Raw genomic sequence first — 13753 nt, 5'->3', positions numbered from 1 at the left:
TGACAGAACCAACGGAAACGACATAATATATATAAAGATATATAATATAATTAAGAAGAAGAGGAAAAATGAAATTCACTGTCAATACTACAGACTTCCTAAAAGCAATCAACTCAGTGGATGGTGTCATCTCGGTTCGAGAGATCAAGTCGGCTCTTTCCAATTTGAAAATCCAAACAGGCGACAATGAAGTTTATCTTTCTGCGACGGATTTAGAAATCGCGATCAAAACTTCTGTTCCTTCAACCATTGGAGAAAAAGGAACAGCATCCTTACCTGCAAAACAACTCTCCAGTATTTTCAAAAATCTAAATTTTGATACAAGTTTGTTAACTACGACTGATCAATCAGAAAATTCGGAAACAACGATTACTGATGCTTCTGGAAAAATGGACACAAAGTTTAAAGTGAATGGAATTGATTCTGAAGATATCAAAACCATCCCTAAAGTCGATGAAACAAGTGTCGTAGAGTTTCCTTGCCAAACCATTCGAGAAATGTTTCGTAAAACTTCTTATGCCATGGCGATCGAAGAAACACGTTTTGTCTTTAATGGTCTTTTCTTAAAACCAGATAACACTGACTTAATTGTTGTTGGAACTGACGGACGCCGTCTTTCAAAAATTGTTAGAAAGTTTCCAAAACAGTTTCCGTTTAAAAATGGAGTGATCATTCCACACAAAGCAGTTCGTGAAATGTTAAAGATGATGGAAGGAAAAGAAACAGCTAAGATTGGTTTTGTGGAAGAACAAATTTATGTATCCAGTGGAAACGTAGAACTTTTGTTTAAACTCATTGATGGAAACTTTCCTGACTATGAGCAAGTGATTCCAAAACAAACATCCGAATCTGTTCGAGTGGTTAAAGCTGACTTTTTAACTTTCTTAAAGCAAGCTTTGATTTCTGCGGAAGAACCTTCGAAACAAATTCGTTTAGCATTTACAAAAGGTAGTGTGAATATCAGCTCTTCCAATCCAGGAACTATGATGTTTGATCACAACATGCCGATTGAATACAATGGGGAACCAATCACAATCGCATTTAAAGGGGATTATTTGAGTGATGTGGTAAAAGCTGTGGATGATCCTGAAGTGATCTTAGAATTCACAACTTCTAGTGCACCTGTTCTATTTAAGGATCCTTCGGATAGTGACTTTGTTTCTGTAATTATGCCAATGAAACTTTAATGTTTCTAAAAAAGATCTACATAAAGAACTTTCGTAATCACGAAGAAACAGCCCTTACTTTTCAATCTCGTCTTATCTTTTTTATTGGAAACAATGGAGAAGGTAAGACAAACCTTCTCGAATCCATCTCTCTACTTTCATACTTAAAAAGTTTTCGAGAATCAGACCAAAACCAACTGCTGCGTTGGGATACTTCAGACACTTTCATTCGGGCAGAATTTGAGTCAGAAGGAAATGAATATCTATTTGAATATGGAATTGAACATTCCTATTCCAAACGAAAAAAACTCAAAGTGAATGGAGAAGAATTTAAGAAGATCTCTGATTATGTGGGATACTTTCGCTCCATAGTCATGAGTCCACCAGACATTCTGATCATTGAAGATGGGAATGTGGAAAGAAGAAGATTTTTAGATGCCTTTATCTCTTCTACAAATCGTTACTATTTGAAACAACTCATAGAATACGATAGGTTAGTGAAACAGCGCAATGCCGCCTTAAAGAAAGAAAATTCAACTGATCGTGAAATTGGAATTTGGGATGAACCTATCATTGAACATGATGCAGAAATTCGTGAAATTAGAACGAATACGATCGAAAGCCTTTCTGGATACTTTCATAAAAATTTACAGCAGTTAAGTTCTGGAAAAGACCCTTTCTTTTTGACCTACAAACCAAACCTATCTTCCAAAGAAGAACATAGACAGAAGTTAATTGATAATCTAAGAAAAGACAGAGCCATCGGTTACACGAGTTGTGGGAATCATAGAGACACACTTCCCATTGGTTTTGATGACAAAGACCTAAGTGGGTTTGGATCCCAAGGACAAAAACGAAGTGCTGTGATTGCTCTAAAAACTGCCTGTTTCCAAATGATCCGAGATACGACAGGAGAAGCTCCCGTTCTACTGATTGATGACATCATTCGGGAACTCGATGTCAAACGACGAGAATACTTCGTGAATTTGATTTCGGAATGTGGACAGGCATTTTTTACGACTACAGATTTGGAAGGAATCAATGAGTATGTTGGGAACCTAACTCTCGATAAAGAAATTTACCAAGTGGAAGCTGGTAAAGTGAAGGTGTATTCGCCAAAATGAAGAAAGTGGAACTCTCAGAACTCTTCCAAAGTTTGGAAAAACTCGGTATGGACAGAGAAGCTGTCTTTCGTGACCAAATCTTGAAAAAACTCCGATTGCAATGGAATGAAATCGTGGGCGAGTATTTTGGCAAACAGAGTTTTCCCAAAACCATTGAAGGTAAAAAACTCACAGTTGTTTGTCGTCACTCCATGATATCCCAGGAATTGGAGTTCCAAAAGACCGAACTTCTCTCCAAAGTGAACTCAATTACGAACCCGGTTTTATTGGAAAAAATCCACTTTAAAACGGGAAACGAATTCCAAAATCCTAGGACTTAAAGCCACCCAAATCTCCCCGATTTCACTTGCCGTTCGAAGGTCTTTCTAGGATACTTCCTATAGGGTATCTTATAAATCTATGTCCAACCAAACCGATCCAAACGCCTATTCAGCCTCGAAAATCAAGATCCTAGAGGGTCTCGAAGCGGTCCGGAAACGTCCCGGAATGTATATCGGAACCCAAGATGAATCCGGCCTACATAAGATGGTTTATGAGGTGGTGGATAACTCAGTGGATGAGGCCATGGCCGGCCACTGTACAGAAATTGATGTCCGAATCCTTCCTGATCATATCATAGAAGTGAAAGATAACGGTCGCGGGATTCCTACGGGAATCCATCCCGACAAAGGAAAGTCTACCATTGAAGTGGTTCTCACCATTTTACATGCCGGTGGTAAATTTGAAAACGACGCCTATAAAGTTTCCGGTGGTCTTCATGGGGTAGGGGTTTCCGTAGTCAATGCACTCTCCACCTATTTAGAAGTAGAAGTTCACCAAGAAGGCAAACTTCACTATCAAAAATACCAAGCAGGTGTTCCTGTAGAAGATGTAAAAGTAATAGGGGATACAACACACCGCGGAACCGTTGTTCGCTTTAAAGCAGATGATACTATTTTTACTACTGTTGATTTTTCCTTTGATACACTTTCTGCAAGATTTAGAGAAATTGCATTTTTAAATAAAGGACTTCTGATTCGTATAGAAGACCAAAGAAAAGAAGAAGTTGCGCAACATGAATTTAAATTCGATGGCGGGATTGTTTCCTTTGTAGAATACATAACGGAATCCAAACACCCACTTCATAAAGTTTTACACTTTGTAGGAGAAAAAGAAAATGTTTGGGCAGAAATCGCACTTCAATACTGCGATACGTATAGCGAAAATATTTTTTGTTTTACGAATGCAATTAACAACAACCTAGGTGGAACACATTTAGAGGGATTTAGAACTGCACTCACTAGAACGTTAAATGATCATTTAAAGAAAGACCAAATCCTTTTCAAAAAACAACCAAATGGATTGCAAGGCGATGATATTAAAGAAGGCCTTTGCGCAGTGATTTCTATAAAAATTCCACAACCGCAGTTTAACTCACAAACAAAAGAAAAGTTAGTGAATGCGGAAGTGAAAGGTTTGATGCAAACCATCACAGGAGAAGGTCTCAATCGTTTCTTCGAAGAAAATCCTGCAGTCATCAAAAAGATTTTAGAAAAATGTATCTTAGCATCCAAAGCAAGAGAAGCAGCAAGAAGGGCTCGTGACCTTACGAGAAGGAAAACTGTTTTAGAAGGTGGTGGTTTACCGGGAAAACTTGCGGACTGCTCGGAAAAAGATCCTGAACATTGTGAACTATTTCTTGTCGAGGGGGACTCGGCGGGTGGATCAGCAAAACAAGGACGAGATAGAAATACGCAAGCGATTCTTCCCCTTAAAGGTAAAATATTAAACGTAGAAAAAGCACGTTTGGATAAAATTCTATCAAATGAAGAGATTCGAACTTTAATCACTGTTATGGGAACTGGTATCGGTGATGATGAATTTAATGTCGAAAAACTTCGCTACAGAAAAATCATCATCATGACAGATGCGGATGTAGACGGATCGCACATCAGAACTCTACTTTTAACATTTTTCTTTCGTTATATGAAACCAGTCATCGAACGCGGATCTTTGTATGTAGCTCAACCTCCGCTTTATCTTTTGAAATTTGGACGGGAAGCAGTCTATGTGTATTCCGACAGAGAAAAGGAAGATATACTAAAAGCCAGACCGAATGATAAAGTTGTGATCCAACGTTACAAAGGACTCGGGGAGATGAACCCAGAACAACTTTGGGATACCACGATGGATCCAAAAGAACGTGTTATGTTACAAGTAAAGTTACAAGATTTTGTAGAAGCAGAGGATACATTTAATATCCTTATGGGAGATGAAGTTTCTCCTCGTCGTCGTTTCATTGAAGCGAATTCATACAAAGTTGCAAATTTAGATCTTTAATCGGAATTAGGATAGAAAAATGACCGAACAAAACGGCCAAGAAAACGAATCAAACAAAACCTTAGCACTGAACCTTTCCGGTAGACCAGACGTAGCCGGTGCCCTTAGAGCTGGTGTACGGGTCATTCCGGTAGAAATCGAAGACCAAATGAAGGAAGCTTACTTAGATTATGCGATGAGCGTAATTGTGGGTCGTGCTCTTCCCGATGTGCGGGATGGATTAAAGCCTGTTCATCGGCGTGTTCTTCATGCGATGAATGAAAGAGCTTGGAGATCCGATCGACCTTATGTAAAGTCAGCGAAAATTGTTGGGGAAGTGATTGGTAACTATCACCCGCACGGTGACTCTGCTGTTTACGAAACTATGGTTCGTATGGCTCAAACATTTTCAATGCGTGAAACTTTAATCGATGGCCAAGGAAACTTTGGATCTGTCGACGGGGACAATGCAGCGGCTTATCGATATACAGAAGCTAGGCTCACAAAACTTGCCGAAGAACTTCTAAAAGATATAGAAAAAAATACAGTCAGTTTTTCGCCAAACTTTGATGATACGAGACAACAACCGGATGTATTACCAGCAAATTTTCCTAATATTTTAGTAAATGGATCTACGGGAATTGCCGTGGGTATGGCAACAAACATTCCACCGCATAACCTGAAAGAGTCGGTAAATGCAGTCATTGCACTCATTCAAAATCCTGATATCACACTTCCTGAACTGATGAAAATCCTTCCAGGACCTGACTTTCCTACCGGGGGAACTATCATTGGGGGAGAAGGCCTCTACCAAGCCTATGCCACAGGAAAGGGATCCATTCGGATTCGTTCCAAAGTCGACATCATTGAAAACAACAAAGGTCGTGAGATCATTGTAATTAATGAAATTCCTTACCAAGTAAACAAAAAGAACTTACTCGAAAAAATCGGGGACTTGGTAAATGAGAAAATCATCGAAGGGATTTCTGAAATTTTGGATCTATCTGATAGAAAGGGAATTCGAGTAGAGATTCACATCAAAAAAGATGCGAATGCGCAAGTAATCCTCAATCAGTTATTCAAACTAACACAACTGCAAGTGAGTTATGGAATCACAATGCTTGCAATTTTGGACAACCGTCCAAAAATCTTTTCTCTTAAAGAAATTCTAAAATCCTATGCCAATCATAGAAATGAAGTCGTTATCAAACGAACGGAATTTGATTTAGATAAAGCGCAAAAAAGAGCCCACATTTTAGAAGGACTAAGGATTGCACTCGATAACATCGATGAAGTGATTCGAATCATTCGTGCCTCGAAAGATGCGAGAGAAGCACAAGGTTCACTCATGGCAACGTTTGCACTCTCTGAGTTACAAGCGGATGCTATTTTGGAAATGCGTTTGCAACGACTTACTTCTCTCGAAGTACAAAAGATCATTGAAGAATTGGAACAAGTGAGACTTCTTATCGCTGACTTAGAAGACATTTTAGCCAAACCAGAACGAGTGAAATCCATTATCTGTGATGAACTGGGAAAAGTGGCACAATCGTTTGGAAATACTCGTTCTACAGAAATTAGTCTCGAGTCTTTGGAATCATCCACCTTCAATGCAGAGGACTTAATTGCAGATGAGGAAGTGGTGGTTCAACTTTCTGAAGATATGTTTATCAAACGTCTTCCTATGGATACCTTCCGACGCCAAAAACGCGGTGGAAAGGGTGTACAAGGAATCTCTACGAAAAGAGAAGACTTTGTTAAAAAACTAAGTAGTGCCATGACTCATGATAACTTGATGCTCTTCTCAAACAAAGGCCGAGCATTCCTCATGAAAGTGTATGAACTTCCTATTGGTTCAAAAGAAGCTCGCGGAAAGTCCCTCAAAGCTGTGATCAATTTGAATGATGATGAAATCATTACCTCATTATTTACGTTTAGAAACTTTGATGAATCCTATCTACTTATGGTAACGAGAGAAGGATTTGTGAAAAAAATCCAACTGGATGAATTCACCAATACTAAAAAATCAGGAATCATTGCCATTGGCCTTCGTGATGGAGATGAGCTGATCGATGTAATTGCCAATCCAAATAATTACGATGTTTTTATTGGAAGTAAAAATGGTTTAGCGATTCGAATGAATTTGAATGAGCTTAGGTCACAAGGTAGAACGGCTTCCGGTGTCACAGCAATGAAGTTAGAAGATGATGATGCGATTGCAGGGATTACCAAAGTAGAACCAGAGACTACCTTATTCTGCATTTCAGAAAATGGCTTTGGCAAACGAACGGATTTTGAAGAATTCTCAACAAAAGGTCGTGGTGGTAAAGGGATGACCTACTTTAAGATTGGTGAGAAAAACGGAAGGTCTGTAGGTATCGCTACTGTGAAAGAGGACGATGAACTTCTTGTCATTACCCAATCGGGTATGGCCATTCGTGTGGAAGTAAAAACCATTTCTATGGTGGGACGTTCTGCGATGGGAGTCAAAGTTGTGAATACCAAAGATGAAGACTTTGTAAAAGACTTTGCCGTAGTCAGAGATTCGGAAACTGAGCCTGAATAGATAAAGAGTTCGTATGATTACCTTCGGGAATGTAACAATCAAAGGTGACGTTGTTCTTTCTCCGATGGCTGGTATTTCAGACAGTCCTTACAGGCAAATTACAAGACGTTTTGGTTCTGCCTTTGCTTATACTGAATTTGTTTCCACAGAACAATTGTTACTGGGAAATGTAAAATCCCTTGATATGTTTCGTTATTTAGAAACAGAACGACCCATCTTTTTTCAAATATTTGGCTCTGATCTAGAAACGGTCGTTAACGCTTCAGAAATTGCTGCTTCCAAAAAACCTGACGTGATAGATCTCAATATGGGATGTTCCGTGGCAAAAGTCTCTCATCATGGTTCAGGGGCAGGGCTTTTACGAAATGTCCGATTGGCAGGTGCCATGATTGAAGGAATTCGCAAAAAAACGGGACTTCCTGTGACAGCAAAGATTCGCCTTGGTTGGGATTCACAATCTCTAAATTATTTAGAAACAGTCAAAGTATTAGAAGGAGCTGGGGTCTCAGCGATTTCAGTTCACGGCAGAACGAAAGCTATGGCCTATTCAGGATCTGCTGATTGGAATGCTATTGGCGAAATTAAATCCAAAGCGACTGTACCTATATTTGGAAATGGAGATGTTGCAACTTTTCAGGAAGCTTTAGAGAAGAAAAAAAAGTTTGGTGTTGATTTGGTTCTTATAGGACGCAAAGCCATTGGAAACCCTTGGATCTTTTCCGATGTAAAAAAAGAAAACAAAACTTGGTTAGAAATAAAAGATGTGATTTTAGAACATTTGGATTTGATGTTAAATTTTTATCCTTCGGAAGATGATTATGCTTTGATTCTCTTTCGGAAACACTTTATTCGGTATATAGAAAATACAGGTTTTCCCGATGAAAGCAAACGAGAGTTATTGCAAATAACAAATGTAAATCAATTTAAAGATAGATTGGAATCTGTTTCTATGGATTCTAGATTCTTGGAAACAAGCGAAATAAATAACGAGAATATAAACTGTGAAACGTTTGTGAGTCTCGTGTAGAGGAAGTTAAAATGGCCGATTCAAAACAGTCAATATTTTCTGATAGTTACAGTAAGTATGGCGGAGTAAAACAAAAACGTAAAGATGCAAGAGTGAAGTTAGACGTACCTTGCACTGTAGAACTGGTTAAATCAAAAAATACACCGGTGACAGGACATCTTTCCGATTTAGGAACGGGAGGATTGGCCTTTCAAACAACTGCCATATTTTATGAAGGGGACCAAGTGAAAGTTCAATTTTCTCTCCATCAAAATCCGCTAGAGATTGTTGGAACAGTTCATCGAACCGCTGGAAAAACCACTTCAGTCATTTTCAAACCTTTGGCAGCAGCAGAACATAAGGTTGTTCAAGAATTCATTCACAAACACTATTTTGACCCTAAAGCTAAAAAGTAAACTTAGGTTAGGGTAAAAAAAAGCCTCCCAAAGAGGAGGCCTTTTTGAAACTTTAAGTGGCTACAGTCAGATTACTGAGCAGCAGTTGCCTTAGCTTCAAGAGCTTTTTGTCCACCCGCATAACGCAAGTATCCAACACACTGACATTCTTCCCAAGTTTCAGGTTCGCCAACATTTGCGCAAATTCCTGTTTCATTGTTAAGTGAGCAGCAGTCATAAACCCCAACACCTTTGATGATTCCCTTAGATTCAGAAACAATCACGGAACCTGTGGATTGACCATCAGATACACCAGATGCTTGTTCTAAGTATTCACCCAAGATTTTTTTCAAACCATCACCAGCAACTTGGAGACGAGCTGCTTCACGGCAAGTGGATTGTTTCATTGCCACTGAGTTAGCTTTGATTGCTTTGTCAGAAGCACGTGCAGAAAATTTCATGTAAAGATAATCGTATTCTTTCTCTTTCCCTTTGCAATACTCAGCAGGGCTTTCACCACGTTTAGCAGCAGCGGCATCAGGTGCACAAGCCCAACCTTCAAAAATCCAACCATTTTTACCTACGGTCGTAGCGTCTCTTCTGCCTCCATCATTGGATCCGCAAGATACAACAAATGCGATTAGAGAGGCACATACGATAAGCGATTTCTTCATAAAGAATCTACTCCTTTTCCGAAGAATTTGATCCTATAAAAAGACCTTGTCAATCTTTTCTCAAAGAAAACGAATGATGACCGTAGGATAAAGATTTACATTTTCCCACAATAGACCGATTCTAATTTTATGTCTCTCCGAGCCTTCCGAATTCCCTATGTAATGATTTTGATATTTATTGCGTTCTTTCCCGAATTTATTTTAGGGAAAGAAATTTCTATCCTACCTGCTTACATTTCTGGAGAAGTTCCTCCGGTTCTTGGATCGAGACGTGAGGCAGGATTCGAATTGTCCCGTCTTTCGCGACATTATTTGAAACGAAATTTTTTTACAGAAATTACAGATCCTAAATTGATAGAAAATTATTTAAATGAGACAGACTGGAATGAAGAGGCTGATCTAAAGGACCAAGACTTATATTCCTATTGTACGGAGTGGGACTCGCATTTTGTAGTTCAGGACCAAATTGATTTTGGAAATCCTATCCTAGTAAAAACTGTAATCTTCAATTGTAAAAATCAATCAAGACAAACAATTCAATCCAAACTCATATCCAATTTTATCTTAGCATATGAAAAACATAACGATAAGAGTTTTCGTTTTTTGCCTCCGCGTTATTACGAAAAGAAAAATAAAATTGCGCCAAATTATGAAATTTCACTCTTTATAGACATCCACTCTTCGTATGCTTATTACAAAAAAGACGTACTTAAGAGCTTATCTTCACTGTATGATCAAGATGGATTGTATTTAGGTGTTACACTTGTAAAAAAAGACAAAACTGTAAATATTCCTCCAACAAAAGAACATTCTGAAATTAAAAAACTTATGGAAGAGACTGGATGGCAAGGGAATAATCAAACTGAATCGGTTGTTTCCGCCTTACAAGGTTTAAAATCAAAAGTAACATCTGGTAAAAAAGAATCGCGAAAAATATTTTTGTTACTTTCCTCAAGTGTTAAAGATAAATCTGGTTCTATCATTATGGCGTTAAATGATTTACGTCATATGGAAATTGAACCCGTTATACTGATCCCTAACCATTCCGATCTTAGCACCATTAGAGAACTCCAAAGGATAGGTAAAGCAAGCAATAGTCGTGTAGTAGGAATTACAGAATACCAAAAGATAGGAACTTCTGAAGGGTATGAATATTTATATTTAAATCAATTTAATGTTTATTCTTCTGTGGAAGAGTTGCAGTTGCCTTTTAATTGGAACCAATACCAAGGCAAAAAATATGATGCTTCTTTAGTTCGTGCCGCAGTGGATGTAATCACACCTTACAATTTATATCTGGCGTATGAAAAGATTTCAGACAAACGAGTTTTGGAAAAAGAAGAAATCAAAACAGATTTGGAATACATACTACGCACAGAATCGAATTCGGACCAATCGGAAAAAGACAGATTTCAAACCGTTCTTTTGGAATCCAAAGGTGAGGCGATTTGGATCCAATTACCTTACGATGTGGCAGTTACCAAAGGAAAAGAATATTTAATCCAAACAACATTTGTTCTTGATCCATTATCAACTTGGGGAGTCAAAAATGCTCCTGTAGAAACAAATTTGTTAAAAGTAAATTCAACCTATCCAAAAACATTGATGGTAAAACCTTCCCAAGCTAAAAAGTTTTTAGATACAAATAAAATCAGAGAATTTAATGGCTACATTCAAGGGACAGTGAGTGTCATCAAAAAGAAGTAAATCCAATACAGAATGGATTTGTAGTGGATCCGACATACAAAAGATTCGCAACCAATGGATCGAAACTTCCCATTCCAATTTACCAATGTTAATCGTTGGTGAAAAGGGAGTGGGAAAAAGCTATTGGATACAGAAAAGTATGGAAGAAAGAAATCTAACGGACAATTCAATCATCCGATTAGATTTTTTATACCCATTTCCTTTTGCCGAATACTTAGAGAAAATTCAAACTTCAAAACAAAAAATCGCAATCTACATTGATCAAATTACAAAGGCAAAACCAGAAGATGTTCTTCAATTGCAACAATGGTGGAAATCAGAAAAATATGAAGAGAAGTCTAAAGTATATTTGTATTGGGAAATTCATTCCGATGAACTCGAAATTCTAAATCAAAAGAATGTATTTGCAGAATTTTATGACCAACTTAAATCCTTTCGTTTTGAAATTCCAAATCTAAAAAAACGAATCTCAGAACTACCGCTCTTCGTTTCTCAGTTTATGACTGAAGCAAACGCAGAGTTAAATAAAAAAATCACAGGAATTGAAGAAGAGTTTTTTGTATTTTTCAAAAACAAAACCTTCTCTTCCAATATTTCTGAACTTAAAGATATGATTTTTGCTCTTGTAGGATTTTCCTCGGGCAAACAATTGCATTGGAAACAAATTCCTTCACATTTTTTTGAGAACCAACTGTCTGAATTAGAAGTAAAACCAGGAATTAGTTTAGTAGTTTATGAAAAAGAAATTATAAAAGCGAATTTGATTTTTACTAAAGGAAATCGAGAAAAGGCAGCAAAGTTATTGGGAATTTCTGAAAGAAATTTGTACCGTAAGTTGCATGAATATCAATTGGAAGATCTTTCCTGAAGTAAAGAAAACAGGTGCATTATCTTTTGTAAAAAATAGTTTTTCCCTTCTTCATCACGAAGACCAGATTTAAATTTAATGTTCATCTCTATCACTTGGTCATAAAACTGATCTAAAGTTTTATCGGTAAAAATTGCTGAATCAGAAACCAATTGCCTTCTTACAAAGTTTTTTCTCGCGTCTGAATAACTTCCTGTTTTTAAAAGTTCATCCATCAGAGGAATCGGAACTTCCCCGTTATGCCTAGAACGTATTACTTTGATTTTACGAATTTCATCCAATTTGTAAGTGAGTCTTGTGAGAAAACTAAGTATCTCTGAGTTTTGGTCGCTAAACTTTGTAAATTCTTTAAAAAAATCTACCTTTCGTTTTTGAATTAAAGATTCAACAAGAGTATTTGTATTGAGTTCATTTTGACTGAATAGAACTGCATTTACATCTTCTATTGTAAATTTAGAACGATGAAGGTATTGTTTTAGTTTTTTAACACTCTTTAAATAAGCACCTACGTTTGCTGGAATTCTATGAATAAATTCATCTGCAGCGTTTGGTTCAAAATGCACTTGTTCTTGGTCACAAACTTCTTTGAATACTTTTGGATAATCGCTAGGATATAAAAATTTTGTTTTATAATAGTTTAGAGTACTTTGAAAGAGTTGGATTAAACTCTGAGGAATGTCTTTACTATCATAGTGGACTAAAAGAAAAATTTCATCGGAAACAGAAGTAATGTTTTTACGAAATCCAGAAGCAAAGTCCTTCCATTCCTGTGCAGCTTTTGTATCGAGAATCGGTTTAAAAAGAGCTGTTGCTTGTTTGACTATGATGAGTTTACGCGGATAAAACATATCCGGAGTGAATAATTCAGCAAAGAGTTTTGCTTGTTCACCTGATTCGGAAACAATCAAAATAATTTCAAATGTTCCAGCGGATTTAGAAAGTGTTTCCTTATAATGATCAATGATGAGTTCAAATTCATAAGAGTCTTCTCCCGAATAGGCAAAAAACTGGGGTAAATTCGTAGTTTGGGTTTTGAAGAGTTGGAAAAGAGAGGTAAATTCTCTTGCTTGTGATTTTTTTGTTTCCATTTTCTGTAAACCGGTCTAATCTTTCGTTAGGATCAGGGCGATATTCATACTATGGAAATCTCAAGTAATGTGGCAAGAGTTTCAGGACTAGGCGAACCGTATATGTATGTGTCTCCCACATACAATACCCAAGCTGTCGAACAAGTAGAAGCGATCCAGTCTCGCGCCTACCAACCAAAATACGTTTCGGGCGAAACAGAGAAAAAGGCGACGGAAATCCAAACTAGTCCCGAAGCAAAAGCATCTTACAAACCTGGAAATTTAGTTAACTTATACGCTTAAGGCCTTTTCCAAAAAGGCAACCACACCGAAGATCGTGACAAAAAACTTCGGAGTGGGAATCCCATAACATTCGTATACGATCCCTCTCTAAAAGCCACTGGGCCGCCTTGGTCCTGAATTCCATAAGAACCAGCCTTATCAAAAGGTTTACATCGTAAGATATAGTCTCTAATTTCTTCTTCCGTCCAATGTCTGAATTCGATTACGGTTTCTTCGTAAAAGAAATCTGTAATGGAATTGGTTCTAAGAGCGGCTCCCGAAAATACAGAATGTTTATTTCCGGAAAGTGTTTTCAGAATGCGAATCGAATCTTCTAGATCCAATGGTTTGTGCAAAATTTCATTTTGAAACACCACGATGGTGTCTGCTGCTAGATAAAGACTATTTTTATCTGCAGGTTCACCCAATTTTGAGTGAACCATTCGTTCTAAATAATCGAATGGATCTTCCTCTGGATTTTGAGTTTCGTCTATGTTTGTCGGATCCACCTGGAATTGAAATCCAAGATCTGTCAGGATTTGGATTCGCCTGGGTGATGCTGATTTGAGTATAAACAAATTCTTGCTATTCCTTACGGGA

Annotated in this window: 13 protein-coding genes; 10 read left to right on the top strand and 3 right to left on the bottom strand. The window is 37.6% G+C overall.

Features of this window, described 5'->3' with window-relative positions; all coding sequences use genetic code 11:
• Positions 1–68: 68 nt before the first annotated feature.
• The 7 genes from dnaN (at position 69) to LEP1GSC203_RS03955 (ending at position 8576) form a co-directional block, all read left to right on the top strand.
• Positions 69–1187, top strand: coding sequence for a DNA polymerase III subunit beta (gene dnaN, locus LEP1GSC203_RS03985; RefSeq protein ID WP_002972312.1), 1119 nt, complete (start codon positions 69–71; stop codon positions 1185–1187).
• Complete coding sequence (gene recF, locus LEP1GSC203_RS03980; protein WP_002972755.1) at positions 1187–2290, top strand: DNA replication/repair protein RecF; 1104 nt, start codon at positions 1187–1189, stop codon at positions 2288–2290. Before dnaN ends, recF begins: the two co-directional genes overlap by 1 nt.
• Positions 2287–2610 carry a DUF721 domain-containing protein gene (locus LEP1GSC203_RS03975; RefSeq protein WP_002972938.1) on the top strand — a complete coding sequence of 108 codons (324 nt, stop codon included), beginning with the start codon at positions 2287–2289 and terminating at the stop codon, positions 2608–2610. Before recF ends, LEP1GSC203_RS03975 begins: the two co-directional genes overlap by 4 nt.
• A 79-nt stretch (positions 2611–2689) precedes the next feature.
• Positions 2690–4609 carry a DNA topoisomerase (ATP-hydrolyzing) subunit B gene (gene gyrB, locus LEP1GSC203_RS03970; protein WP_039937103.1) on the top strand — a complete coding sequence of 640 codons (1920 nt, stop codon included), beginning with the start codon at positions 2690–2692 and terminating at the stop codon, positions 4607–4609.
• A 19-nt stretch (positions 4610–4628) separates the two neighbouring features.
• Positions 4629–7154, top strand: coding sequence for a DNA gyrase subunit A (gyrA, locus tag LEP1GSC203_RS03965; RefSeq protein ID WP_002972496.1), 2526 nt, complete (start codon positions 4629–4631; stop codon positions 7152–7154).
• A 13-nt stretch (positions 7155–7167) separates the two neighbouring features.
• Positions 7168–8181 (top strand): tRNA dihydrouridine synthase, encoded by a 1014-nt coding sequence (locus LEP1GSC203_RS03960; RefSeq protein ID WP_002972910.1) that lies wholly within the window; start codon positions 7168–7170, stop codon positions 8179–8181.
• A gap of 11 nt (positions 8182–8192) precedes the next feature.
• On the top strand, positions 8193–8576 hold the full coding sequence (locus LEP1GSC203_RS03955; protein ID WP_002972820.1) for a PilZ domain-containing protein: 384 nt from the start codon (positions 8193–8195) through the stop codon (positions 8574–8576).
• Between the two features lie 71 nt (positions 8577–8647).
• On the opposite strand, the gene LEP1GSC203_RS03950 is transcribed toward LEP1GSC203_RS03955, so the two are convergent.
• Positions 8648–9229 (bottom strand): lipoprotein LipL21, encoded by a 582-nt coding sequence (locus tag LEP1GSC203_RS03950; RefSeq protein WP_002972335.1) that lies wholly within the window; start codon positions 9227–9229, stop codon positions 8648–8650.
• Between the two features lie 129 nt (positions 9230–9358).
• On the opposite strand from LEP1GSC203_RS03950, the gene LEP1GSC203_RS03945 reads away from it, so the two are divergent.
• Both LEP1GSC203_RS03945 and LEP1GSC203_RS03940 read left to right on the top strand, forming a co-directional pair.
• Positions 9359–10936 (top strand): LIC10012 family protein, encoded by a 1578-nt coding sequence (locus tag LEP1GSC203_RS03945; RefSeq protein ID WP_002972152.1) that lies wholly within the window; start codon positions 9359–9361, stop codon positions 10934–10936.
• A complete protein-coding gene (locus LEP1GSC203_RS03940; RefSeq protein ID WP_002972385.1) occupies positions 10917–11804 on the top strand; it encodes an AAA-type ATPase lid domain-containing protein in 888 nt (295 codons plus the stop codon). Before LEP1GSC203_RS03945 ends, LEP1GSC203_RS03940 begins: the two co-directional genes overlap by 20 nt.
• Here LEP1GSC203_RS03940 and holA read toward each other — a convergent pair.
• Complete coding sequence (gene holA / locus LEP1GSC203_RS03935) at positions 11783–12892, bottom strand: DNA polymerase III subunit delta (RefSeq protein ID WP_002972494.1); 1110 nt, start codon at positions 12890–12892, stop codon at positions 11783–11785. The two genes, LEP1GSC203_RS03940 and holA, sit on opposite strands and share 22 nt — an antisense overlap.
• 51 nt (positions 12893–12943) lie before the next feature.
• Here holA and LEP1GSC203_RS03930 point away from each other — a divergent pair, with 51 nt between their 5' ends.
• A complete protein-coding gene (locus tag LEP1GSC203_RS03930; protein ID WP_039937101.1) occupies positions 12944–13174 on the top strand; it encodes a hypothetical protein in 231 nt (76 codons plus the stop codon).
• Here the strand turns inward: LEP1GSC203_RS03930 and LEP1GSC203_RS03925 are convergent.
• Complete coding sequence (locus LEP1GSC203_RS03925; RefSeq protein ID WP_002972717.1) at positions 13171–13731, bottom strand: Maf family protein; 561 nt, start codon at positions 13729–13731, stop codon at positions 13171–13173. The two genes, LEP1GSC203_RS03930 and LEP1GSC203_RS03925, sit on opposite strands and share 4 nt — an antisense overlap.
• Between the last annotated feature and the right edge of the window lie 22 nt (positions 13732–13753).

This window comes from Leptospira terpstrae serovar Hualin str. LT 11-33 = ATCC 700639 (assembly GCF_000332495.1).
Classification (GTDB): domain Bacteria; phylum Spirochaetota; class Leptospiria; order Leptospirales; family Leptospiraceae; genus Leptospira_A; species Leptospira_A terpstrae.
This window is presented reverse-complemented; position numbering and strand designations above follow the sequence as displayed.